At 57.4% G+C, this 22,323-nt stretch carries 17 protein-coding genes and 1 CRISPR repeat array; of the genes, 9 read left to right on the top strand and 8 right to left on the bottom strand.

Annotated elements, in window-relative coordinates; translation table 11 throughout:
• The coding region (locus tag NW842_RS10500) for a response regulator (RefSeq protein ID WP_414417993.1) at window positions 1-3,296 on the top strand (3,296 nt) is incomplete at its 5' end.
• A 169-nt stretch (window positions 3,297-3,465) separates the two neighbouring features.
• Here the strand turns inward: NW842_RS10500 and NW842_RS10495 are convergent.
• The 4 genes from NW842_RS10495 to ruvA all read right to left on the bottom strand — a co-directional run bounded on the left by NW842_RS10495 (window position 3,466) and on the right by ruvA (window position 10,136).
• Window positions 3,466-3,636, bottom strand: a complete 171-nt coding sequence (locus NW842_RS10495) for a chlorophyll a/b-binding protein (RefSeq protein ID WP_011432158.1) — start codon at window positions 3,634-3,636, stop codon at window positions 3,466-3,468.
• Between the two features lie 62 nt (window positions 3,637-3,698).
• Window positions 3,699-4,763 carry a spermidine/putrescine ABC transporter substrate-binding protein gene (locus NW842_RS10490; protein ID WP_414417992.1) on the bottom strand — a complete coding sequence of 355 codons (1,065 nt, stop codon included), beginning with the start codon at window positions 4,761-4,763 and terminating at the stop codon, window positions 3,699-3,701.
• Window positions 4,764-5,119: 356 nt separating this feature from the next.
• Window positions 5,120-8,841: direct repeats of the CRISPR family, unit length 36 nt; unit sequence GTTCCCCCTTCGGGGGGATCCCTAGAAATTGGAAAC.
• A gap of 75 nt (window positions 8,842-8,916) precedes the next feature.
• On the bottom strand, window positions 8,917-9,525 hold the full coding sequence (gene nadD / locus NW842_RS10485) for a nicotinate-nucleotide adenylyltransferase (protein ID WP_011432197.1): 609 nt from the start codon (window positions 9,523-9,525) through the stop codon (window positions 8,917-8,919).
• Window positions 9,522-10,136 (bottom strand): Holliday junction branch migration protein RuvA, encoded by a 615-nt coding sequence (ruvA, locus tag NW842_RS10480; protein ID WP_414357260.1) that lies wholly within the window; start codon window positions 10,134-10,136, stop codon window positions 9,522-9,524. Before ruvA ends, nadD begins: the two co-directional genes overlap by 4 nt.
• Before the next feature lie 166 nt (window positions 10,137-10,302).
• Here ruvA and NW842_RS10475 point away from each other — a divergent pair, with 166 nt between their 5' ends.
• The 3 genes from NW842_RS10475 (at window position 10,303) to lspA (ending at window position 12,272) form a co-directional block, all read left to right on the top strand.
• The gene (locus NW842_RS10475) at window positions 10,303-11,106 is read left to right on the top strand and encodes an ABC transporter permease (protein ID WP_414357258.1); all 804 of its coding nucleotides are present in this window, start codon (window positions 10,303-10,305) and stop codon (window positions 11,104-11,106) included.
• Between the two features lie 156 nt (window positions 11,107-11,262).
• Window positions 11,263-11,487, top strand: a complete 225-nt coding sequence (locus NW842_RS10470; RefSeq protein WP_414357256.1) for a hypothetical protein — start codon at window positions 11,263-11,265, stop codon at window positions 11,485-11,487.
• 260 nt (window positions 11,488-11,747) lie between these two features.
• The gene (gene lspA, locus NW842_RS10465; RefSeq protein ID WP_414332043.1) at window positions 11,748-12,272 is read left to right on the top strand and encodes a signal peptidase II; all 525 of its coding nucleotides are present in this window, start codon (window positions 11,748-11,750) and stop codon (window positions 12,270-12,272) included.
• An 89-nt stretch (window positions 12,273-12,361) separates the two neighbouring features.
• On the opposite strand, the gene NW842_RS10460 is transcribed toward lspA, so the two are convergent.
• Together NW842_RS10460 and NW842_RS10455 are read right to left on the bottom strand one after the other, a co-directional pair.
• Window positions 12,362-13,459: a threonine aldolase family protein gene (locus NW842_RS10460; RefSeq protein WP_414417991.1), complete on the bottom strand. Its 1,098-nt coding sequence runs from the start codon at window positions 13,457-13,459 to the stop codon at window positions 12,362-12,364.
• Window positions 13,446-14,492, bottom strand: a complete 1,047-nt coding sequence (locus tag NW842_RS10455; protein ID WP_414417990.1) for a carotenoid biosynthesis protein — start codon at window positions 14,490-14,492, stop codon at window positions 13,446-13,448. The genes NW842_RS10460 and NW842_RS10455 overlap by 14 nt, the downstream gene beginning before the upstream one ends.
• Before the next feature lie 277 nt (window positions 14,493-14,769).
• Here NW842_RS10455 and NW842_RS10450 point away from each other — a divergent pair, with 277 nt between their 5' ends.
• A complete protein-coding gene (locus NW842_RS10450; RefSeq protein WP_414417989.1) occupies window positions 14,770-15,612 on the top strand; it encodes a M23 family metallopeptidase in 843 nt (280 codons plus the stop codon).
• Between the two features lie 62 nt (window positions 15,613-15,674).
• On the opposite strand, the gene NW842_RS10445 is transcribed toward NW842_RS10450, so the two are convergent.
• Together NW842_RS10445 and NW842_RS10440 are read right to left on the bottom strand one after the other, a co-directional pair.
• Window positions 15,675-16,340 carry a hypothetical protein gene (locus NW842_RS10445; RefSeq protein WP_414332047.1) on the bottom strand — a complete coding sequence of 222 codons (666 nt, stop codon included), beginning with the start codon at window positions 16,338-16,340 and terminating at the stop codon, window positions 15,675-15,677.
• Window positions 16,341-16,596: 256 nt separating this feature from the next.
• Entirely contained in the window at window positions 16,597-17,145 is a 549-nt protein-coding gene (locus NW842_RS10440) for an NUDIX hydrolase (RefSeq protein ID WP_414417988.1), read from the bottom strand.
• A 140-nt stretch (window positions 17,146-17,285) separates the two neighbouring features.
• On the opposite strand from NW842_RS10440, the gene trpE reads away from it, so the two are divergent.
• The 4 genes from trpE to NW842_RS10420 all read left to right on the top strand — a co-directional run bounded on the left by trpE (window position 17,286) and on the right by NW842_RS10420 (window position 22,000).
• On the top strand, window positions 17,286-18,806 hold the full coding sequence (gene trpE, locus NW842_RS10435) for an anthranilate synthase component I (RefSeq protein ID WP_414417987.1): 1,521 nt from the start codon (window positions 17,286-17,288) through the stop codon (window positions 18,804-18,806).
• Between the two features lie 3 nt (window positions 18,807-18,809).
• Entirely contained in the window at window positions 18,810-19,640 is an 831-nt protein-coding gene (locus NW842_RS10430; protein WP_414417986.1) for a phytanoyl-CoA dioxygenase family protein, read from the top strand.
• Window positions 19,641-20,179: 539 nt separating this feature from the next.
• A complete protein-coding gene (gene chlG / locus NW842_RS10425; protein WP_414417985.1) occupies window positions 20,180-21,343 on the top strand; it encodes a chlorophyll synthase ChlG in 1,164 nt (387 codons plus the stop codon).
• 195 nt (window positions 21,344-21,538) lie between these two features.
• Window positions 21,539-22,000 (top strand): hypothetical protein, encoded by a 462-nt coding sequence (locus NW842_RS10420; protein WP_414374946.1) that lies wholly within the window; start codon window positions 21,539-21,541, stop codon window positions 21,998-22,000.
• Window positions 22,001-22,323: the final 323 nt, after the last annotated feature.

Below are 22,323 nucleotides of genomic sequence, written 5' to 3'. Positions count from 1 at the left end.
TGCGCTTCAACCGCGCTGCCGAGCAGCTTTCTGGCTACTCGCTGGCAGAGGTCAAGGGCCGGCTGCTATGGGACTTAGGTTTGATCCCACCGGAGGACGTGCCCAGTGTAAAGCAAGCTTTTGAACAGCTCAAGGGCAATCATTCCCTCTTTTTGAATCGCCATGAGAATTTTTGGCGCAGCAAGCAGGGGGCACTGCGGCTTATTTCTTGGTCTAACACCGCCCTAATCAACGCTGCCGGCGAGGTGGAGTTTGTCATGGGCACCGGCATCGACATCACCGACCGCAAGCTGGCGGAGCTGGCCTTGAAAGAAAGCGAAGAGCGCTACCGGGATCTCTTTGAAAATGCCAGCGACCTCATCCAGAGCGTGGATGCTGAAGGGCACTTTTTATATGTCAACCGCGCTTGGAAAGAGACCTTGGGCTATGACGAAGCTCAAGTTTATCAAATGACCCTCTTCGACATTCTCCATCCCGACTGCCGGGAGCACTGCCAGGCTCTTTTCCAGAAGCTTCTATCGGGGGAGAAAGTAGAGAGAGTAGAGACAGCTTTCCTCACGGCCAGCGGTGAAACCGTTTGGGTGGAGGGCAATGTCAACTGCCGCTTTGAAGATGGAGTGATGGTGGCTACGCGGGGCATCTTCCGCAACATTACTGAGCAGAAGAAAGCGGCAGAGGAATTGGAGCGGCAAAACCGCCGGGCTCAGTTGCTGGCGAATCTCAGCCTCAAGATCCGCGAGTCACTGGATATTGCCGAGATTTTAGAAACTGCAGTGGCAGAGATCCAGGCTCTGCTCAAAGCCGACCGGGTTTTGGTCTATCGCTTCCAGCCGGATGGTTCTGGGATCATCTCCAACGAGAAAACTCAGCCGGGGATCCCCTCCTTGCTGGGAGAGGTGATCGAGGATCCCTGTTTTCAGGAAAAGTACGCCCAGCTCTACAGCCAGGGCCGCGTTCGCGTTGTTAGCGATGTGGAAAGTGAAGGACTGGAGCCTTGTTACCTAGAGCTGCTGCAAAAAATGCAGGTCAGGGCCAACTTGGTGGTGCCGCTGTTTTTGGAGCAGCAGTTGTGGGGGTTGTTGCTGGCCCACCAGTGCTCCGGGCCCCGTCAGTGGCAACCCTTTGAGATGGAGCTGCTATCGCAGTTGGCCAACCAAATTGGCATTGCCCTCACCCAGGCAGCCCTTTTGGAACGGGAGAGAAAGCGCAGCCTGGAGCTGGAGCAGGCCCGCAAAGCAGCTGAGCAGGCTGCACAGGCCAAGAGCAGCTTCTTGGCCACCATGAGCCACGAGATCCGCACCCCCATGAACGCGGTGTTGGGGATGACGGGCCTGCTGCTGGAGACCCCCCTCAATGCAGAACAGCGGGACTTTGTAGAGACCATCCGCATCAGTGGCGATGCCCTGCTCACCCTCATCAACGACATCCTGGACTTCTCCAAATTGGAGGTCGGGGAAATGGAGCTGGAGATCCTGGATTTCGATCTCCGCTCGTGTCTGGAGGAGGTGGCGGATCTTTTCGCCCCCACTGCCCATGCCAAGGGGTTAGAGCTGGCGGTGCTTATGCCGCCGGAAGTGCCGCGCTACCTGCGGGGAGATGCCTCGCGACTACGGCAAATCCTCAACAATTTGGTAAGCAACGCCATTAAGTTCACCCACCGAGGAGAGGTGGTGATCCAAGCGGAGGTGCTGCAAGAAACCGCTACCCATGTCCACCTCAGGCTCTCGGTGAGAGATACCGGGATCGGGATCCCGGCGGCAGCACAAAGCAAGCTGTTTCAACCGTTTAGCCAGGTGGATGCCTCTACTACCCGCAAATACGGAGGTACGGGACTGGGCTTGGCCATCTGCAAACAACTGACAGAACTGATGGAGGGAACCATCTCGTTGCAAAGCCAGGAGGGACAGGGCAGCACCTTCAGCGTCGAGCTGACCCTGGAGCGGCAGCCCTACGTCCAGCAGCTTGCCCAGCCTTCTGCTCGCATCCCGGTGGATCTGCAGGGCAAGCGACTGTTGGCGGTGGACGACAACGCCACCAATCGCAAGATCCTGCGCTGTCAGGCCGCGGCTTGGGGAATGGTGGTGGAAGAGGCCGAGGATGCCTATCAGGCCATGGACAAGCTACGCCAAGCCGTTCGGGAAGGCAGACCCTTCCCCCTGGCCGTTTTGGATATGCAAATGCCAGAGGTGGATGGGGAGACCTTGGGCCGCTGGATCAAGGCAGATCCACAACTGGCCGAGACGCAACTGGTGATGATGACTTCACTGGGACTGGGGGAGCACTCCCGCCGCGCTGCCGAAATCGGCTTTGCCGCCTACTTGGTTAAGCCGGTAAAACAAAGCCGTCTGCAGGAAGCGCTGGTCATGGCCCTGGGGAAATCTTCTGGTTTATCCACTTCGCTCTTGGGAATGAGTCCCGTCCTCCCTCAGACGACCCCCAGGGAGGATCGTCCCCGTCAATCGCTGCGCATTTTGCTGGCAGAGGATAACCCCGTCAACCAAAAGGTGGCTTTGCGCCAGCTCGAGAGTTTGGGCTACAAGGCCGATGTGGTGGCCAATGGTCAGGAGGTGTTGGATCTCCTGCAGCAGGTCAGATATGACCTTATTCTCATGGATTGCCAAATGCCGGTGATGGACGGCTACGAGGCCACCCGCCGCCTACGCCAACAGGAACGGAGATCCGGCCACCGCACAGTGGTGATTGCCATCACGGCCAACGCCATGCAGGAGGATAGGGAGCGCTGCCTGCAGGCAGGTATGGACGACTATCTCAGCAAGCCGGTGCTGAAGGAAGATTTGCAAAGGTTGCTCAACCACTGGAGCCAGCTGATTGCTCAGTCTGCAGGGGGATCCTCCAACCAAGCCGCTTCTGAAGCAGCCTCTCCAGCTTCCCCCGCTGAGAGCCGGGATCCCTCTTCTTCCACCCAGCCCTACCCCATCGACTCTGCCTACCTGGATCAGGTTTCCGGCGGGGATCGCGGGTTTCAGCGGGAGCTGCTGCAGGTGTTCATCCAAGATTGTGAAGACCAGCTGCCGCAATTGCGCCAAGCCATTGCCGGTTACGACGCAGAAAGAATGCGGCGGATCGCCCATCGCCTCAAAGGAGCCAGCTCCAACGTGGGAGCTAATGCTTTTTGCCAAGTGGTCCGCGAGCTGGAGCACTTGGGGGTAGCGCTGGCCCAGCAGGGATCCCAAGGTGGTCATGACCTAGAATGGGCACGCGCTCTCCAGGCCCCAGAAGACCTAGAACGCATCTTGGCCGATATCCGCCAGTACTTGCGAGATCTGGAAGGATAGATTCCAAAGGCTCGGCGCCGCTTCCGCGGCCACCCCCTCTCCCAGAGAGAGGGGAGTTAGGAAGCAATGCAGCAGAAATTTTCATGCCTGTTGCATTCGGAAGCGATGCAAAAGCCTGGCCGCAGCCAGGCCTGTAAAGATCTACAGCAGTGTCTTGGGTCTACTGGGATTACATCAGGCCAATTTGAGAGAGGATCCCTTGGCCGGTCAGCAACTCGGTCGCAACGCCAATCACAAAGCCCAGCATTGCCAAACGGCCATTCCATTTTTCGGCGAAGGTGGTAAAGCCAAACTTAGCTTCTTGGTTTTCCATGGTTCTAGCTCCATCAACAGGTGACATCTTTAATGTGGCTCAGATATTAAAAAGTGTCAAGTTTTATGTCGAGAGCTAACAAGGGATCCCTAGCTGCTTTTCACGGTTGTCCAGAGGGCGTCGATGAGGCGCAGCTCTTCCCCTGACAGCACTTTAAGGTAGGTGAGTTTGGCAAGGGCCTCTTCGTCAGGGTAGATGGCCGGGTTTTGCCGATCTTCTGGGTTGATCATGGGCAGAGCTGCAGCGTTGGGGGTGGCGAAGCGGTTGTGGTTGCTCAGTTGAGCGCCGACTTCAGCATCCAGGATGAAATTGATGAAGCGATTGGCCAGCTCGGGGTTGGGGGCCTGGGCGGGAATGGCCATTACATCCAGCCAAATGTGGGCACCCTCGCGGGGGACAAAATAGCCGATGTTGGGGTTTTCTTCGGCAGCTTGCAGGGCATCGCCGCTGTAGACGATGGCTACATTGGCCGTTCCAGAAACCAGTTGGTTTTTGCCCCCCACGCCCCCAATTAGGCCGGCACTGCGGCGCTTGGTGTCGATCAAAAGCTGCTGGATCTGCTGCAGTTCGGAGCGAACGGTGGTGTTCATATCGAAGCCCAGGTAAACGGCAGCAGCGCCGATCATGGAGCGCATCTCGTCGATCATCACAAAGGGGCCATACTGCTGCTGCGGGTCGAAAATCAATCCCCAAGAGCGTTCAAAGTTTTCGGGCAGGCGGTCTTTGCGGTAGCCAATGCCGGTGGTGCCCCACTGATAGGCGGCGGTGTAGGTGTTTTCTGGATCAAAGGGCAGGCCGACAAATTTTTCGCCCAGGTTGCTTAGGTTGGGGATCAATTCTTTGTTGAGAGGCTGCAGCAGTCCCAGCTGCAACATGTTGGGCACAATGTAGTCGGTGGGAACAACAATGTCGTACTGGCTGGTGCCTCCCCCCCGCAGTTTGGCCACCATGTCTTCGTTGGATTCGTACACGCTGACCAGCACGCGGCTATTGGTGGCTTTTTCAAAGGCGGTGAGGATGTCGGGATCGATGTATTCTGACCAGATGTAGAGGTTGAGAGTCTGCCCCTGGGCAGAGGTAACATGGGGCCAAAACAAAACCAGGACAAGCACACAGCAGAGTAGGGTTGTAGCCGAGGCAATCCACTTTTTCATGAGATTTCTCCGACTGTGAAAAGTTGAAAACATCGTATCTGCTTTCATCCCCCAGCCGGCTACACCCGCGGCTAGGGGGCACGCCTTGGGCAATCGCCAAGCCCCGCAAACTCCGGTTGAGGCTCGGGTACTCACCCTTGTTTCCAAGACAACACCCAAACGGTATCAACGCCTGCGCGAGCGATCCGCCAAAAGCCGCAAAGGCCGATTCTTTCGTCGGATCCCTCGATGCCTTGCGCCACAAGGCTTTCCAGCCCCAAAACCCCCTCGCCGCAGCTCTTTTTGCCGACTTTTTTCCGGATCCCTCGCAAATGGGTCTTGCATTCCTTGCCCTGCTTGGGTTTAATAGGGGTGGAGTTCCCCCTTCGGGGGGATCCCTAGAAATTGGAAACCTTTCTCCATCTGAGTTAATACATAAAACTTTATTCCGGGTTCCCCCTTCGGGGGGATCCCTAGAAATTGGAAACACTATCGTACCTAAGCAGGTAAACCCCAACGCCATCCGCACGTTCCCCCTTCGGGGGGATCCCTAGAAATTGGAAACATCCCATTCCTGCTGGACGCACATCCCACTCGTACTTGTTCCCCCTTCGGGGGGATCCCTAGAAATTGGAAACAACATCGAAGAATTCTTCGATGCCACCTTGCTAAAACCGGAGTTCCCCCTTCGGGGGGATCCCTAGAAATTGGAAACTCGTACAAACTGTACGTGACCAACCGAGCCCTGAGAAGTTCCCCCTTCGGGGGGATCCCTAGAAATTGGAAACTGGTTTCGTTTTCCAAGACGAAGTAGAAGTTGGAATTGGTGTTCCCCCTTCGGGGGGATCCCTAGAAATTGGAAACGGTGATCATATAGCCCTCCCTTATGTGGGATAAAAGAACGTTCCCCCTTCGGGGGGATCCCTAGAAATTGGAAACAAGCACGAGGTAGAGTTAATCCTCGGGGGTCAGCATTTTGGTTCCCCCTTCGGGGGGATCCCTAGAAATTGGAAACAGCATATAAGATTAGGTGGGCCTTAGTGAATCGAGCTTCCATGTTCCCCCTTCGGGGGGATCCCTAGAAATTGGAAACTTGATCTATGATGACTTCCAGGAGTACAAGAAAGCCTGCAGTTCCCCCTTCGGGGGGATCCCTAGAAATTGGAAACACAACACCTGGGGCTTCCACACCTTTTACAAAGAGTGGAGTTCCCCCTTCGGGGGGATCCCTAGAAATTGGAAACCTTAGGAGGTTGAAATGTCCAAAACTTACAGTAAGTGTTCCCCCTTCGGGGGGATCCCTAGAAATTGGAAACCGGACAGCGCTTCGTAAAGCGCTTCCAGCAACGGTCTTTGTAGTTCCCCCTTCGGGGGGATCCCTAGAAATTGGAAACAAGGAAGCTCTACGGTTTATTCGCGTTTGTCTCTATAGTTCCCCCTTCGGGGGGATCCCTAGAAATTGGAAACGATGGTGATAATCGGCTCCATAACAACCTCCCTTACGTAGGAGTTCCCCCTTCGGGGGGATCCCTAGAAATTGGAAACGTAAATCATGAAAGATAAGTTCGAGGTAATTATTACCCAGGACTGTTCCCCCTTCGGGGGGATCCCTAGAAATTGGAAACAACAACCAGTCGAGTTGTTCCTGCGTGAGGCCGGTATACTGTTCCCCCTTCGGGGGGATCCCTAGAAATTGGAAACCAACTTTAGGCGGTAGAGAAGCCTCCGATTGTTAATTAGTTCCCCCTTCGGGGGGATCCCTAGAAATTGGAAACAAAAACTTTCTTGCCCACTTCGGAATCGACTACGATTCGGTTCCCCCTTCGGGGGGATCCCTAGAAATTGGAAACTCCCCGGATTTCCCACCGGCCTACAACCATAACCTTCATTGGTTCCCCCTTCGGGGGGATCCCTAGAAATTGGAAACTTCTGGAACCATATCCTCCAATCAATTTGCTAACTAAGTTCCCCCTTCGGGGGGATCCCTAGAAATTGGAAACTGTCCACCAACGCCGGCTTGACCGGCCAAACGACAAGGCGTTCCCCCTTCGGGGGGATCCCTAGAAATTGGAAACTTCATAGTTGTCGCCCGTAAAGATATTTGCGTATATCCGTTCCCCCTTCGGGGGGATCCCTAGAAATTGGAAACAACTATCCGCTCTGTGTCAACTCCTGCTCTCTTAGTGGTTCCCCCTTCGGGGGGATCCCTAGAAATTGGAAACTCGATGTCACTGGGATCAGGTCATTAAAACGCGAATCGTTCCCCCTTCGGGGGGATCCCTAGAAATTGGAAACGGAAGACTGGGGTGGCTACCTCAGTACCTTCAACAGAGTTCCCCCTTCGGGGGGATCCCTAGAAATTGGAAACATCACAGGTGAGGGAGAATGAGACGTACACGTATCCCAGTTCCCCCTTCGGGGGGATCCCTAGAAATTGGAAACAATATTCAGTTTTTCGGACATAATGCAAAACCCCCGTGGGTTCCCCCTTCGGGGGGATCCCTAGAAATTGGAAACTTCTCAGCTTTCCCTTCAGCCTCTACCGGTATCTCCATAGCGTTCCCCCTTCGGGGGGATCCCTAGAAATTGGAAACTACTAGGGGTTTGGGAACCGGTTTGGAGCCCGGAATGTTGTAAGCGTTCCCCCTTCGGGGGGATCCCTAGAAATTGGAAACGTCGTTACCTTGGGCAATCCCCACAACTGTGAAACGACCGGTTCCCCCTTCGGGGGGATCCCTAGAAATTGGAAACCATTCGGGAAGCTCTCCGAATGGTTACTTTAATCAAAGATGTTCCCCCTTCGGGGGGATCCCTAGAAATTGGAAACACCCCCGCGTGGAAGATTTGGAGGGCTAGCGCACGACCACGGTTCCCCCTTCGGGGGGATCCCTAGAAATTGGAAACTGCTCCGGTGTAAACACAACAGACCTCCCTTTGTTTAGGAGTTCCCCCTTCGGGGGGATCCCTAGAAATTGGAAACTTTCTTTCAATCAAGTGTCTCCGCGGTATGGTTAGACTGCGTTCCCCCTTCGGGGGGATCCCTAGAAATTGGAAACTCTCCATCTACCTCCGCATGGAAGGTAGCGGTGACGTTCCCCCTTCGGGGGGATCCCTAGAAATTGGAAACCGCTTTAATACTCCTCTGTAAAACTGTCAAAGAGGGGTTCCCCCTTCGGGGGGATCCCTAGAAATTGGAAACACGTATAAACGTATCCAGGTTCTAGCGCTGGTCTTAGGAACGTTCCCCCTTCGGGGGGATCCCTAGAAATTGGAAACAGCCTAAGTCATATGCAATGTCTGTGAAGTATTGAACCAAGTTCCCCCTTCGGGGGGATCCCTAGAAATTGGAAACCCTGAGAACGATTTGAAATTTATTAGACATATGTACCTGTTCCCCCTTCGGGGGGATCCCTAGAAATTGGAAACTCTAATAGTACTAGACTCAGTTGCTGCTTTGGTGACAGAGCAGTTCCCCCTTCGGGGGGATCCCTAGAAATTGGAAACATTCGTTGTAACCATGTACTCAACCCAGTCGGGCACCTGTTCCCCCTTCGGGGGGATCCCTAGAAATTGGAAACATCAACGGTGCTCACAACCAAGTGCCCGTTTTTGACCGTGTTCCCCCTTCGGGGGGATCCCTAGAAATTGGGTGGAAACCTCGTGTCCCAACCCCCAGATTACTTAAAGTTACGTTCCCCCTTCGGGGGGATCCCTAGAAATTGGGTAGCACAGCTAAACCAACTCTCCTAACCTCACGTCAAAGGCTACGTTCCCCCTTCGGGGGGATCCCTAGAAATTGGGTCCATCACTACCGAACATGAGTAAGTACACCGCTCAGCATACGTTCCCCCTTCGGGGGGATCCCTAGAAATTGGGCATAATTGGAATACTGATCACAACTATTTGAATAATGACGTTCCCCCTTCGGGGGGATCCCTAGAAATTGGGGAATTTCGCTACTCAGCGGTGGACTAAACTCACCAAATACGTTCCCCCTTCGGGGGGATCCCTAGAAATTGGGTAAGCTCTGCTAACTCTTCGTCCTCGTCTACCTCACAGGTACGTTCCCCCTTCGGGGGGATCCCTAGAAATTGGAAACGTCTCAAGACTCAGGTTCACGACGCTTCTCCTTTTTCTGGTTCCCCCTTCGGGGGGATCCGCCCCCTTTTTTCCTTTAGGGCTGCAGATAGAGGCGGTGCTGACGGATATAGTGCTCCACAGCAGGGGGCACCAGGTAGCGGATAGACCCTCCCTTTTGGATTTGCTGTCGCAGGTAGGTGGAAGAGAGCGTCAGGGTAGGGGCTTCCAGGATTTGGGCTTGGATGGGCAGCTTTGCGGCCACCGCCTGCAGCACCTGGGCGGCATCGCCGGCATCCACCCGTGGGGCAACAATCCAATGGCAGAGGCGGGCCAGTTCTTCCGCTTGATACCACTGGGGCAGGTCCCGCAGAGCATCCACGCCGATGATCCAGTACCACTGGGTATTGGGTTGCTCCTGGATGAGGGTGCGCAGTGTCTCGATGGTGTAGGAGCGCCCCGAACGGCGGATCTCCAGCTCTGAGCAGGCGAAGCGCTCGTGGTCGGCAATGGCCAGCTTGACCATCGCCAAGCGGTCGGCTTTGCTGGCGCCAGGGGCCAGAGGCTTGTGGGGGGGATCCCCGGCGGGCATCCACAGCACCTGATCCAGGTCAAACTGCCAAAGAGCTTGTTCTGCCATGATCAAGTGGCCATGGTGCACAGGGTTGAAGGTTCCGCCCAGAATGGCAATGCGGCGGTGCTTCATGGCTGCTGGCTCAGGTAGGTGATGGCATCCCGCAGCCAGTCTTCCGTTGGGCGGGGGTGAGTGGGCAGAGCTTGCAAGGCAGCCTGAATTTCCTGAGTGCTGTAGCCCAGGGCCAGCAAGGCCATTTCCACCTCTTCTCGGATGGGCATGGGCGGCCCTCCGGCCAAGGGTTGATCCGCAACTCCCACCCCCTGTCGCCAGTGGGCCAGCTTGGTTTTCAGCTCCAGGGCCAGCCGTTGGGCCGTTTTATGGCCTACCCCCGGCGTGAGGGAGAGCAGGCGCACGTTTTCGGTCACCACCGCCTGCACCAGCTCCGGCAGGCTGAAGGTATTCAGCAGGGCCAAGCCCAAAGCCGGCCCCACCCCCGAGACTTTGATGAGTTCCACAAACAAGTCCCGCTCGGCTGGCGAGCCAAACCCGTACAACACCAGCTCAGTCTCTCGCACCACCAAATGGGTGAACACCCGGACGGGCTCCCCCACTGCAGGCAGTTGCTTGAGAAAACGTCCTGGGGCCTTGACGCGATAGCCGATCCCCTGCACCTCAACGGTGAGGCTGCTGCGCTCTCCCCATTCGATGGCCACAAGGTGGCCGCTTAAAAACGCGATCATGCTGCGAGTTTAATCTGGGTTTGGGATGCTCTGCTCGACTGGAGCTCCAAAGTCGGCCAAGCAATCTAAAGTCCTTGCCAAAGGCTGCTTCCCTACAAGGCTATTTCACAGACCATTTCTCTACCTGTAGACTGTTCCCCATCCAGCTCTGTATTCTCCCTCATCCATGCCGATTCGCCCTTTTCCCATCGGCCAATGGCTTTGGATCCTGTTCTCGCTGGGGGTGCTGCTCTTTCTCCATCTTCCTCTGCTGGTGATCGTCCTTTATGCCTTCAGCCCCGATGAGGCGACCTTGCGCTTCCCTTTGCCGGGGCTGACCTGGCGCTGGTTTGCCGTGGCTTGGGGGCGGGCCGATATTTGGCGGGCCTTGTTTTTGTCTTTGCGGGTGGCTTTGCTGGCTACCGGAGTGGCAGTGGTGCTGGGATCCCTGGCGGCAGCGGCTGTCTATCGTAGCCGATTTTTTGGCCGCGAGACGATCTCATTTTTGGTGTTGCTGCCCATCGCCTTGCCAGGTATTGTCTCCGGGATTGCCTTGCGCTCGGCGATCCATTTGCTGGGTATCCCCTTCAGCTTTTGGACGATTGTCATCGGCCATGCCACCTTTTGCCTGGTGGTGGTGTACAACAACGTGCTGGCGCGGTTTCGCCGCATGGGACGCTCTCAGCTAGAAGCTTCTGCCGATTTGGGGGCCAACCCCCTGCAAACTTTTCGCTACATCCTTCTGCCCGAACTGGCCTCGGCCCTATTGGCGGGATCCCTGCTGGCGTTTGCCCTGTCTTTCGATGAAATCATCGTCACCACCTTCACCGCTGGCCAGCAGCAAACCCTGCCGATCTGGGTGTTCAGCCAGCTAACCAAGCCTCGGCAGCGCCCGGTGATCAGCGTGGTGGCTCTGGGGGTGATTGGCCTGACGGTGCTCCCCATTTGGCTGATCCATCACTTGACCCAAGAGAAAACCACGACTCGCTGATGGCTCTTTCCAGCCTCATGCAAGGTTTGCACTTGGAGGGATCCCTAAGTATTGGCCGGAGTCGCTGTAACAGCAAGGAAACGCTGGCCCTGGTTGATCGCAGAGCCCTTGTGAGAAAATGTAACAAGCATTTCATTTGTGAAAATTGAGGTATCTATGGCTGTCACTCGTGCCGGACGCGCCCCTCTCGTGCGGGGCAGCAGCGAGGGAAATCCTGCCAAGTTCATGGAAATGGCCAGCTCTTTGCTCAGCACCCGCACCCGCCAAGGCAGCGGCAAAAAGGTTCAGGATCGCTCTTCCTACGGCAAGGCGGGCAACCCGCAAGAGTTTATGCAGATGGCCAGTGAATTGCGCCGCTCCCTGGAGCAGCAGGGTCGGTAGCCAATCCTGTCCACCCCCAGGGGATCCCCGTCCAGTTGCCTAAGCTGGACGGTTTTCTTGCTGCTCCTCTCAAGCCAGAGGCGGCCAATCGCTTCTGAGGCCACTCACCGGTGTTGGATCCCGTTACAGGCCCAACTTCGAGTCCAGAGCTCCGCCCTTGAGCTTCTGTGCAATGAGCCGGCAGAAGAGCAGCATGTCAGGATGGGAAAAGTGCTCATCGGGGCGCTCTTGCCGGTGGACGTGATTGAGGCCAAGACGACATGAAAAACAAAGGCTTTTGGCTGGCCGGGATCCTGGGGGTAATCTTGGATCAGGCGACCAAGCACTGGGCAGTGGAACGGCTGCTGCCGGGGCCAGAGATTGAGCTGTGGCCAGGGGTGTTTCACCTCACCTACGTGGAGAATACCGGCGCTGCTTGGAGCCTGTTTGAAGATTCGGCAGAGCTCTTGAAGTGGATCTCGCTAGGGGTGGCGCTGGCGTTGGCGCTGCTGGCCATTCGCGGCGGGATCCTGGGCCGATGGGAACAGGCCGGCTATGGCTTGGTGTGGGCAGGAGCCGTGGGGAACGGCATCGACCGCTTCGTCAACGGCTATGTCGTGGACTTTTTCAATTTGATCTGGATTCGCTTTCCGGTGTTCAACGTGGCCGATGTGGCCATCAACCTCGGGGTGGCCTGCCTGCTGATCGGTTTGCTACAGGACAACTCAAAGAAAACGGGATCGACTTCCGCCTCGCCCTGCCTGGAGAAAAAGCCCGGTCGCGACAGCACCCACTTTAAGGATTGACCAGCCGATGAACAGCCTTCAGGGATCCCTTGGGATGCTCAGGCCTTTGGCCAGGGGGATCCCCGGTCAGCTGCAAGGACTCCGTCCGCCTATTGCAAACGGCTGGCTTGCTGGGCCACCTGGCAGAGGCGCTCGACATCTGCGGGCAAAGTGTTAAAAGCCGTCACCAGGCGGATTAAGTGGTGACCTTCCCCCAGCCAGCGGTAAAACCGAAACCCCGCTCCCTCTAGGGCCTGGAGAACCGGCTCCGGCAGCTCGATAAAAACCTCATTGGCCTCGGTAGGATACACCAACTTGGCTCCCGGCAGGGATCCCAGTCCCTGCGCCAACTGCTGGGCCATTGCGTTGGCATGGCGGGCATTGCGCAGCCACACCCCATCCTGGAGATAGGCCTGCAATTGGGCAGACAAAAAGCGCATCTTCGAGAGCAGATGGCCACTGCGCTTGCGACGAAACTCAAAATCGCCCACCTGATTTGGATGAAAAAACACCACCGCTTCCGCAGCCCAGGCTCCATTTTTGGTGGCCCCAAAGGACAGCACATCCACCCCCGCTTTCCAGGTCATCTCGGCAGGGGTGCAACCCAAACCGACCAAGGCATTGGCGAAGCGAGCCCCATCCATATGCACCTTGAGGCCAAAGTGATGGGCCAAATCCGCCAGGGATCCAAGCTGCTCCAAGGAGTAGAGGGTGCCAGCCTCGGTGGCTTGCGTCAGGCTGAGGCAGGCAGGCTGCACGTGATGAACCACCCCAAACCCCGCCCGCTCCAGGGCTGCTTTTAAGTTGCCCCAATCGATACGGCCTTGCTCTCCGGGGATCCCCACCAACTTGGCCCCACCTGTAAACAGCTCTGGCGCTCCACATTCGTCCAGATTGATGTGGGCCTCGGGATGGCAATAAATCGCCCCGTAGGGCGGGGTGAGCACCGAAAGGGCCAGGGCATTGGCAGCAGATCCTGTTGCCACCGGAAACACTGCCACTTCATGCTCGAAGATCTCGGCAAACAGCCTTTGCACCTGCGCTGTGCATTCGTCCCCTCCATAGGGCATGGCGGATCCCTTGAGGGCCAACAGGGCTTCCATCACCTCAGGACAGGCGCCTGTGACATTGTCGCTGCAGAAGTTCATGGCCTGGACAACTGGGGGATCTCGCCGAGGAAGGGTTAGGGCCGGCTTACTTCGCGCCAACCCAACCGGGATCCTCCAAAGTATCCCAGTCCCGACCTGCCTCTCCCTCGACCGCTTGCAATGGCGGGATGGAGTCCTGTTCAGGATGGGAAGGCGGCACAGGCTGGTCGCGATAGGGGGATGGAGTCTCTGCACTCCACCACAGCCCCAAAGCGGGACCCAACCCCAACAACAGGCCCAACCCCGCTGGCGCAACAATGCCGGATCCCAGGCTCATCAGCAGGGCAAAAGCAAAGTTGGCCCCATAGAGCACCAGCGGCCCCACCAACTGGCGGCGGTCAAGGATGGGTTGATCCTCCCCCCACAGCAGATTGGCCACCGTCATAAAGGCAGCCCCGGTCAGCATCCAACCCCCGAAGTTTTGCAACGGCATGCCGAAGAAGGGCCCCGGCTGAAACCACGTCCAGAAGGGAATCGAGCCGCGGGTCATGGCCGGATCCAGCACGAAGTCCCAAGCGGTGAGCAGCAACGCCCCCAACATAATGGCCTCGAAGTGAATCAGCCAGTGGCGCTGGGTTCGCAGAGCCACACGCGCCAACAAGTAGGATGACAACCCCACATAAAACCAAGACAGAGGGATGGTAAAAGGCACCAAACCGGCAATCTTGTAGCCCAGCCCACTCAGGTAGCCGTAGTTGCCAAAAGGGATCCCGGTGCTGGTGCCCAACAGCTCACTGCCCAAGGAAATGCCCACCGCCGGGATCAAAAACATCAACAGGCGCCGCATCCCCAACAGCCGGGATCCCATCAGAGCTGCTGCCAGCGCGCCGAACACCATGTAAGCAACGCCGCCGTTGCCCATGCTCAAGGAGAAGGCTTGAAGGCCAATGGGGGGCAAACTGGCCACCCACTCGGGATGCGGTACAACCCAGAGCAACCCTGCCAACCCAAAAAGCAAAGACAGAATGTGCAAACCCAGAGCTAAGGCCTCCAGCCGCTGCCAAATCGAGCCAGACAGGGGCAGAACACTTCGCCCAACAGAAGACTGGAAAGGCAGGCTGACGAGAACACCAGAGGACGAGAACCAACGCATGAGAAACTCCCGAAGAGTGGTTAAGCGAAGCCGCTCTGTCTCCTTGCAACCCATACGGCGGCTGAGGGAAAAAGCGGATGGCCCCAAGAGAGAGCCTAAAGCCAAGAACAAGCCCGCTTGCTTGCAGGCCGGCCTACTTGGGATGGCCCTCTGGGCAGGGATGTCACCACCGCTAACGGTGACACTGCTGATATTTTGCTGTCTATTGTATCAATTCGTAAACATATCGCCCGTTTTTCCTCAGGTCTCCTCCCCGTCTTCGCCGCAGGGATCCCTGGTGGGGGTTTACGCCCAACTGGCTCGTGCTGTAGAGCGCCAGGACTGGGTGCAAGCCCTGCGGCTGGTGGATCTCTTACGAGAGCACACGGAAGATCCCGCCCAGCGTCGGGATCTGGAAAACTACCGGCTGGAGCTGGAGCGACGCTTTCATCCGGGGGATCCGCCACCGACCCCACTGCCACCCTACCGGCCTTTTTTGCACAAGCCCTTTGTCGGAGAATTTCCCGTCACCAATCTCTTCGACCATGATCTGCCTTTGGGGGAGAGGGATGGCAACAGACGGTTTGTGAGTGGGCAAGGCCAGGTTTGGATCCCCGACCCGCTGCACCCGTGTGGCAAAAGCGATGGCCATGCCGGTTATGACTGGGAGATGCCGGTGGGCACCCCGATCCTGGCCGCTGCCGCAGGACGGGTCACCTTGGCCCGCGAGGAGCCGGAGTTTTTTTGCCCCAGCTTGGGCCGGCTGGTCAGGGGGTTGCGGGTGCGCCTTCTGCACGAGCCAGAATTCTCCGATGGGGAGAGAGCAGACAGAAGAACCCTTCCCCGCTGGGAAACCCTCTACGCCCACCTCAGCCAAGTTGGGGTGCAGGAGGGGCAAGTGGTGGCCCCAGGAGAAATCATCGGCCTATCGGGAGATAGCGGCTGTGCCAGCGGGCCCCATCTTCATTTCGAGGTGCGTCGCTTCGACAACACCAACTCCGGCCAACCAGCTGCCGTCGATCCCTACGGGTGGTTTGGGTCTGGCCTGGATCCCTGGAGTATTCACCCCCTTGGGGCCGAGAGTCTGTTCCTTTGGCAGGTGGGACAAGCCCCCAGCTTGGGAGCTTGCTGGCAAGGGTAGCGATAGCCATGACGGACATCCGCTCTGGGCGAGACCTCGCTGACAGACAGACGCGCAGCAGATTACAGATCTCGGCGGACAAAGCCATCTCCCTCCCATTGGTAGAGGGTAGCCCTCAAATCACGGCTGGCACCGGGCGGGCTTGAGATGACCAGGATCCCTTGCGGGCTGACCCGCAGGCTGGCATTGCTCAGATCCGTCACGCTCAGCAGTGGCACAAGTCCCTCAGGCCGGTGTTCCAAGACCAAGACAGAGCGCAGCAGGCTGATGCCCCCTCGCTCGGTGAGGAGCACCAACTTGGGCTGTGGGCTGGAGGTGATGTCCGTGCGCAGGTGAGCCTCCACCAACCGCCCTGGGATCGGCTCAGCCGTGTGGAGCAGACGAAAGCTATACCCCCCCTGGTGCTCGAAGCTGAGAACGCGCACCACCGGCTCTACGGTGGGCTGCCGCTGAATCTGAAACACAGCCACCACATCCTGGCGAGATGGAGAGGTTAGGCTGGCCGGGAACAGGCGTAGGTTTTCGCCACGATTGCCGCGAATAAAATCCCACCAAATGGATTGATTGAATAAAGCCACAACCCCACCTCGAGCAGCGCCGCCCTCAGAAGGAACCGGCAGCAGCGGAAGCACAGGCTGGGGATAGGCAGGAACAGCAGCAACCGGTAGAGTGGCAGCCAAGGCCGCTCCCCAGGCTATTCGACCACAGGAACACAACAGCTTCCGCATATTTCCTCACTCCTCGCCCCTAAAATTCTAAAGGACTCCAAGGTTCTCCCAGTCAACCAAACAGCCGGGATACAGGGATCCCTTTTATGTCGAACGCAACCTCGATCTCACCTTGATCTCGCCTGGCAATGGGCTACCAAGTTAGGGTGAAAAGCCTGGAGCTTCCTCTGTAGCCAACAAAGTCGGCTTGGAACGACGCCCCGCCAATTTGAAAGGTATCCCCCAGGAGCAAGGGGCAGCCCCCCGACGGAGAGCTTTATTTTTCAGCAGCCAAAAACAGTTGAGCTCGCCAAAAGCAGGCGATGGATTTGCTGTCGAAATCCATTCCCAAACGGGCCATTTCTGTAAGCTCAGAAGCAGAAAACTCCACTACGGTAATATCTTCATCCTCATCCTTATCGGGAGGGGAATCCAGCACTTCCAGCTCCCGCGCCAAATAGGCATACATAATCTCGCTGGAATAGCCGGGGCACAAATAAAATTGGCCAAGGGGATCCCAGCGATGGGCACGCAGGCCCGTTTCTTCTTCCAGCTCGCGGCGAATGGTGTCATCGGGATGCTCCCCTGGCTCGACCGTGCCTGCCGGGAATTCGTAAAGATAGGAAGCGACCGCAAAGCGATATTGACGAATGCAGACGAACTTGCCTGCTGCAGTTACAGGCACGGCCACCACCCCCCCGGGATGGATGAGGTACTCCCGCTCTCCCTCTTTGCCGTTGGGAAAACGCAAACGCTGGCTGACGAAGGTGTATTTGTGGCCTTGATAGCGGAGGCGCTCACGAATCACCTGAGATGGGTTTTGCATGGCAAGGGATCCCGAGAGTAGAGCCGCTCTCAGCTTAATGGTTTTCGGCGCTGTTGCAACCGGGCAATCCAGAGGGATCCACACGCCCTTGGGATCCCGTGTCTGGGGTAGAGTCAGGAAAAGCACAAAAGTTGCAGGCCATGATTTACCCTCCCTTGAAGGAGTTTCTTGCCCTCACCAAGCAGGGCAACTTTATCCCGGTGTACCAGGAATGGGTGGCGGATTTGGAAACGCCGGTTTCTGCCTGGTATCGGGTTTGTGCTGGCCAGCCCTACAACTTTCTCCTGGAGTCGGTGGAGGGGGGGGAACAGGTGGCCCGCTACAGCTTCTTGGGCTGCGATCCCCTGTGGGTATTGGAAATACGGGGAGATCAAGCCCTACAGCGCTACCGCGATGGCCGACAGGAGCACCACCAAGGGGATCCCTTTGCCATCTTGGCCCGCTGCTTGCAGCCCTATGAGCCGGTGCATTTGCCGGAATTGCCCAGCAGCATCGGCGGCCTGTTTGGCTACTGGGGCTACGAGCTGATTCGCTGGATTGAGCCCAAGGTGCCCATCCACCCCCTGCAGCCGGGGGATCCCCCTGATGCCGTTTTGATGCAGGTGGACAGCATCCTGCTCTTTGACCAGGTGAAGCGCAAGATCTGGGTGGTGGCCTTCGCCGATACCCGTCACCACGCTGCCGAGGAAGCCTATGCCCAAGCCTGCCGGCGGGTGGAAAAGCTGATGCAGCAGCTCAGCGCTCCTCTTTCCCTGGCCCATCTGCACCTCAACTGGAAGCCCCACCTGTCGGAAAGGACTCCGTCCCGCTGGCGCGAACAAATCCCCCCCAGCACCCTGAGCCGCCCAGCCTACTGCCAAGCCGTGGAACAGGCTAAGGACTACATCCGCGCCGGAGATATCTTCCAGGTAGTGCTCTCGCAGCGGTTTACCATCTCCTTTGCGGGGGATCCCTTTCGCCTCTACCGCTCGTTGCGGCTGATTAACCCTTCCCCTTATATGGCGTTTTTGCAGTTTGGGAATCTCTGCCTCATCGGCTCCAGCCCAGAGGTGATGGTCAAACTCAGCCGGGTGGGAGAAGACCGCATCGCCACCGTGCGCCCCATTGCCGGCACCCGCCCCCGTGGCACCACCCCTCAGGAAGACCGGCAGCTGGAGCAAGAGCTGTTGGCAGATCCGAAAGAACGGGCCGAACATGTGATGCTGGTGGATCTGGCCCGCAATGACCTGGGACGGGTCTGCCAACTGGGATCTGTGCAGGTGGACGACCTGATGCAGATCGAGCGCTACAGCCATGTGATGCACATCGTCAGCAACGTGGTGGGGCGGCTGGATCCCCAGTACAGCGCCTGGGATCTGCTGCGGGCCACCTTCCCTGCCGGCACTGTTACCGGCGCCCCCAAAATCCGCGCCATGCAGATTATTCATGAGCTGGAAGGATGCCGCCGCGGGCCCTATGCCGGCGCCTATGGCTACTACGACTTTTCTGGCCAACTGAACACCGCCATCACCATCCGCACTCTGCTGGTTCATCAGGGCCAGGTGAGCTTGCAGGCCGGGGCAGGTATTGTAGCCGACTCGGATCCGGAGCGGGAATATCAAGAATGTCTGAACAAAGCGCGGGGCATGTTAATGGCTGTGGCCAGTTTGCAGGAGACCTAGCCCATGTTGGCCCAGTTGCGCTTCAGCCCTGCGGTTCGCGTCAGCGGGACGGAGTCCTTACAGGAGCTCCAGCAGCCGGATCCAGAGACCGTAGAGCAGGCTTTTGAACTGTTTTCCACAGAGGGCTATCTGGTGTTGCCGGAGATCTTTCCCCCCGAGCTCATCGACAAGTTGCACAGCAGCTTTCTGGCCACCTACAGCCACTACTGCACCCACGAGCACCACGCCGATGCCCTGTTAGTGGGCAATAGACGGGTGATGGTAACGGTTCGCCTGGAGGGCCCCTTCAACGATCCCCTCATCTATGCCCATCCTCTGATCTTGCCCATCCTGAAGCGGATTTTGGGGCCGGAGTTGATCTTGAGCGGGCTGGGGGCGGTGGTCTCTCTGCCGGGATCCGCCGATCAACAAGTTCACCGGGATCTGTCTCATCTGTTTGGCGACGAGACCTTGGATGCGATCATTCCTTGCTATGCCCTGAATTTGCTCATTCCTCTGGTGGAGGTCAACGAAGAGAACGGCATGACCCGTCTCTGGCCCGGCAGCCATGTAGTCTTCGATGCCCACTATACCGAGCTGGCCCAGCAGATGCCCTTTGTCGATCCGCCCCTGGCCAAGGGATCCTGCCTCCTGTTCGACTACCGCCTGATTCATCTGGGTCGGGCCAATCGCTCGCCCGCTCCCCGTCCCCTTCTCTACAACACCTACAGCCGCGCTTGGTTTCGGGATCCCATCAATTACACTCAGCAACCTCCCCTGGTGATCCCGGCCCAAGAGAAAGAGCGGATCCCAGCGGAGCACCAAAACCTATTCGTGACGGCACAGATTGTGTAGATGGCCCGGAACTGCGAGCTGACCGAAAACTCGGCGGCTCAGGCCCCGGCATTTATGCCTAGGGATAAGCTACCGTCTCCTGATAGGATGTGAGTATCGCTCCACCCATTTATAGAAAGGTGCAGTGCTGAAGGTGAAGTAGAAGTATCTGGGGTGTTTCCACATCCCAGTAGCTGATGCGTTCGCCTTGGCGGCGCGAAGCGCTTTGGCGTCCCCCACGGTGCTGCGGTATAAGCCACATGCTCGGTGTAGCTCAGTCAGTGGGAGTTGTTTTGCTGGCTGAGAACGGATCCTCTGGCTTTAGCCGTGGGGAGAACGTCAACCTCTCCTCTTGTTTGAGGAATCCGGTCAGCTAGACCGCCGAGAAGCGACGCCCTCTATGTATCAGCATGAGGGTCAGGATGAAAGGCGGAAACCCTTGCTATGGTAAACACAGAGCGGTGGGGCATCCCGTTCTTAAAGCTCAGGAAATGTCCTTAACAGGAGTCACTGAGAAGCTCGTACTCTATGCATCAGCATGAGTGCGGGAGTATGTCACGATGTCTCTGAATGGGGGTGGTTATCCCCGTTATTGCAGTTGGATTGCGCATCCCACCATGAGCGAAAAGATCCCTCAAGATCCCTCCTCGTCGGAAATGGCGGCTGAGATGGCCTTTGCTGCAGAGCCCAGTTTAGAGGAGGTAGGAGCTACTGCGGAAGAAACCACCCCAGACTCGGATCCCGGCAAGGGATCCCCTGGCACCGGCGGGTCGAATGCGCAGCGTGTCCGTCAACTGCTGGGCATGAAAGGAGCAGAGGTGGAGTCTCGCTCCATTTGGCAGTTGCACTTGCAACTGATGAAGCCTGTCACCTGGATCCCTTTGGTGTGGGGTCTGATTCCGGGGGCGGCATCTTCCGGTCACTTCACCTGGACTTGGGAGAATGTGGCTCTCATTTTGGTGGGCATGATTCTGGCGGGCCCCCTGATGACGGGCTATACCCAAACGGTGAACGAATACTATGACCGCGAGATCGACGCCATCAACGAGCCCTACCGCCCGATCCCTTCGGGGGCCATCTCTCTGCAGCGGGTGGTTATCCAAATCTGGGTGCTGCTGATCTTGGGGTTGGGCTTGGCCTACGCTCTGGACTGGTACACCGGCCATGACTTCCCGGTGATCACCTGCATTGCCTTGGCGGGAGCCCTCATTGCCTACATTTACTCGGCGCCCCCCCTGAAGCTCAAGCGCAACGGCTGGCTGGGCAACTATGCCCTTGGTGCCAGCTACATCGCCCTGCCCTGGTGGACAGGCCACGCCTTGTTCGGCGAGCTAAACTGGACGGTCTGCATCCTGACGCTGATCTACAGCTTGGCCGGGCTGGGGATTGCCGTGGTCAACGATTTCAAAAGCATCGAAGGGGACAGGCAGTTTGGCTTGGCCTCTTTGCCGGTGATGTTTGGGGCGATGGGGGCTGCTTGGATCTCGGTGCTGATGATCGACCTATTTCAGTTCGGCATGGCCTCGTTTTTGCTGGGGGCGGGCCTAAAACGTTACGCGGCCATTTTGGTGCTGCTGATCATCCCCCAAATAACCTTCCAAGATATGTACCTCCTGCGGGATCCCTTGAACAACGATGTGAAATACCAGGCCAGTGCGCAGCCCTTTTTGGTGTTGGGCATGTTGGTGGTCGGGCTGGCGTTGGGCCGCTCGGGGCTGTGGTAGTCGAGCCGACGGCAAAGTGCCCATCTTGGCAACAGAGGTGACGGCTTCCGCCCTGGGTTCGGCCCGACATCTGGGCCAAGATCAAGTCAAGATCAAGTCAAGATCAAGTTAAGTTGAGCCAGGGATCCATCCCCTGCAAGGATCGTTGGCGGATCCCTGGAAGCTGTCATGGCCCTTGGCAAAAGGAGATGTCCGATGAACCCGCTTTTCCCCTTCAAACTCGGCCTAAGCCTGGCTTTGCTCTTGGGGCCGCTGGCCGTCTCTCCCGCCCAAGCGCAGCGGATCGTCATCGACGGGCGGGGGATCGTGGTAGAACCCAGCACAGGTGGCTCGGTGATCCTCAATCCCGACCAGCCGGTCTTTTCTCCAATCTTGCCCTCTGCAGTTCCTTTTTCCATCGATGAAGAAGGCAAGATCGTCTCTGCCCCTGGCTACCGCTGCAGTGCGGCTACTGCTGCCGACAACTCCCCCATCATCTGTCGCTCCCAGTTCAACCGCAACGACGTGGTGGTGTATGAGCGGGACGGCCAATCCAACACCTTCCTTGTGAACATCGACAACACGGTGACCCGGCCCTCCGGCAGTGGGCTGCGGATTGTGCCCAACCCTGAACCGGCGACTCCCTCGGGTAGCGGCCTGCGCATCATCCTAGACTGAGGGCAGGGATCCCTTCACCTCTTGTCCAGTTGCAACCGCAGCATTTGCTCTGCATCCTAGAGAGCATGCCTCTAACCCCCAAAACCCTGAACTTTGCTGAATTTACTGAGCTTTAGGCGGTTTGGCAAAAGTCATTGAGAGGGATATAGTAGACCAAGTTTCCCCCTGATCCTTGAGTCCACCGCAACGGTTGCCGGGAAGTGAAGGGGGAAAGCGCTCGGGGGGTATTCCTCAGGGCTTTGCGGGATACCGCCTTCCTGTTTGGACTCCGTCCCGCTGACGCGAACAGAGATAGGCAGGATGCGATCGCTTCTTTCCTGAAC

The sequence above is a fragment of the Synechococcus sp. R55.4 genome (assembly GCF_047461935.1).
Taxonomy (GTDB): domain Bacteria; phylum Cyanobacteriota; class Cyanobacteriia; order Thermostichales; family Thermostichaceae; genus Thermostichus.
Note: the sequence above shows the minus strand (reverse complement) of the source record. Positions and strands in the feature narration are given on the sequence as shown.

Excerpts from the sequence above, each read along its gene's own strand:
- trpE (WP_414417987.1), top strand. The coding sequence starts at position 17,286 with ATGATTTACCCTCCCTTGAAGGAGTTTCTTGCCCTCACCAAGCAGGGC.
- NW842_RS10490 (WP_414417992.1), bottom strand. The coding sequence starts at position 4,763 with ATGAAAAAGTGGATTGCCTCGGCTACAACCCTACTCTGCTGTGTGCTT.
- NW842_RS10445 (WP_414332047.1), bottom strand. The coding sequence starts at position 16,340 with ATGCGGAAGCTGTTGTGTTCCTGTGGTCGAATAGCCTGGGGAGCGGCC.
- chlG (WP_414417985.1), top strand. The coding sequence starts at position 20,180 with ATGTCTCTGAATGGGGGTGGTTATCCCCGTTATTGCAGTTGGATTGCG.
- NW842_RS10455 (WP_414417990.1), bottom strand. The coding sequence starts at position 14,492 with ATGCGTTGGTTCTCGTCCTCTGGTGTTCTCGTCAGCCTGCCTTTCCAG.
- ruvA (WP_414357260.1), bottom strand. The coding sequence starts at position 10,136 with ATGATCGCGTTTTTAAGCGGCCACCTTGTGGCCATCGAATGGGGAGAG.
- NW842_RS10430 (WP_414417986.1), top strand. The coding sequence starts at position 18,810 with ATGTTGGCCCAGTTGCGCTTCAGCCCTGCGGTTCGCGTCAGCGGGACG.
- nadD (WP_011432197.1), bottom strand. The coding sequence starts at position 9,525 with ATGAAGCACCGCCGCATTGCCATTCTGGGCGGAACCTTCAACCCTGTG.
- NW842_RS10470 (WP_414357256.1), top strand. The coding sequence starts at position 11,263 with ATGGCTGTCACTCGTGCCGGACGCGCCCCTCTCGTGCGGGGCAGCAGC.
- lspA (WP_414332043.1), top strand. The coding sequence starts at position 11,748 with ATGAAAAACAAAGGCTTTTGGCTGGCCGGGATCCTGGGGGTAATCTTG.
- NW842_RS10440 (WP_414417988.1), bottom strand. The coding sequence starts at position 17,145 with ATGCAAAACCCATCTCAGGTGATTCGTGAGCGCCTCCGCTATCAAGGC.
- NW842_RS10420 (WP_414374946.1), top strand. The coding sequence starts at position 21,539 with ATGAACCCGCTTTTCCCCTTCAAACTCGGCCTAAGCCTGGCTTTGCTC.
- NW842_RS10475 (WP_414357258.1), top strand. The coding sequence starts at position 10,303 with ATGCCGATTCGCCCTTTTCCCATCGGCCAATGGCTTTGGATCCTGTTC.
- NW842_RS10495 (WP_011432158.1), bottom strand. The coding sequence starts at position 3,636 with ATGTCACCTGTTGATGGAGCTAGAACCATGGAAAACCAAGAAGCTAAG.